This is a genomic window from Burkholderia sp. ABCPW 14, assembly GCF_001523835.1.
Classification (GTDB): Bacteria; Pseudomonadota; Gammaproteobacteria; order Burkholderiales; family Burkholderiaceae; genus Burkholderia; species Burkholderia mayonis.
On record NZ_LOVS01000110.1, the window covers coordinates 1 to 1,414 of the forward strand.

1 protein-coding gene is annotated in these 1,414 nt (G+C 70.5%); it reads right to left on the reverse strand.

The genetic code is table 11. From position 1 onward, the window contains the following. Window positions 1–1,414, reverse strand: a 1,414-nt coding sequence (locus tag WS62_RS16440; protein WP_066572654.1) for an efflux transporter outer membrane subunit, incomplete at both ends; no start/stop codon positions are given.

Genomic DNA, 1,414 nt, shown 5'->3' on the forward strand with positions numbered 1-1,414 from the left:
GCCGGGCGCGGCGTCTCGCCCGCGCGCTCGATCCAGCCGCCGCCGAGCGAACGATACAGGTCGACGAGATTCGACCAGCGTGCGAGCCGCGCGCTGATGAGCTGCTGCTGCGCCGAGTACAGATCCGTCTGCGCGGTCAGCACCGACAGGTAGCTGTCGACGCCGTTCTTGTAGCGCAAGTCCGACAGATCGTAGCGGCGCTGCTGCGCGTGCTCGTTGCGCTCGAGCGCCGCGATCTGCTGATCGTACGTGCCGCGCGCGGCGAGCCCGTCCGACACTTCGCGGAACGCGCTCTGGATCGCCTTCTCGTAGTTCGCGATCTCGATGCGCTTCTGCACATGCGCGAGATCGAGATTCGCGATGTTCTGCCCGCCCTCGAAGATCGGCAGCGCGATGCTCGGCGCGAACGACCACGCCGCCGTGCCGGCCTTGAAGAGACCGCCCAACGTCGGGCTCGCGGTGCCGAACGCGCCCGTGAGCGAGATCTTCGGGAAGAACGCCGCGCGCGCCGCGCCGATGTTCGCGTTCGCCGCGCGCAGCGTTTCTTCCGCCTGCATGATGTCCGGCCGGCGCGTCAGCAGATCGGACGGCAGCCCGGCCGGAATGTCGGTCAGCAGGTTCTGCGCGTTGAGCGGCAGGCCGGCCGGCAGATCGTCGGGCAACGGCTCGCCAACCAGCAGCACGAGCGCGTTGAGCGCCTGCGTGCGCGCCCGCGCCTGTGCCTGCTGGTTCGCGAGCGCCGTCTCGACGACCGTCTGCGCCTGCCGCAGATCGAGCTCCGAGCCGGTGCCGTTGTCGAACTGCAGCTTCGTCAGGTCGTACGACGCGCGCGCCGACTTCAGCGTGTTCTCCGTGACCTGCAGCAGGTCGTCGGTCGACAGCAGCGTCAGGTACTGGTCGGCGACGCTCGCGACGAGCGAGATCTCCGCCGCCTTGCGGGCCTGCGCGGTCGCGAAGTACTGCGCGAGCGCCTGATCCTTCAGGCTCTGCACGCGGCCGAACAGGTCGAGCTCCCACGACGCGGATACGCCGACGTTGTACGCCCGCGTGATAAGCGGCGCGCCGGTGGTGGACACGCCGGCCGGATAGCGCTGGATCGCGCCCGTGCCCGTGCCGTCGAGCGTCGGGAAGAGGCCGGCGCGCGTGATCTGATACTGCGCGCGCGAAGCCTCGACGTTCAGCACCGACACGCGCAGGTCGCGGTTGTTTTTCAGCGCGATCTCGATCAGCCGCTGCAGGCGCGGATCGACGAAGAACTCGCGCCAGCCGACATCGACGGCCGCCTGGCCGTTCGCGCTGCGCGCGCCGGACGCGGCGCCCGGCTGCGCGGCGTAGACGCCGTCGGTCGGGAACGCGCCCGACACGGGCGCGGCCGGACGCTCGTAGCGCGGCGCGAGCGTGCAGCCCGTCGCGA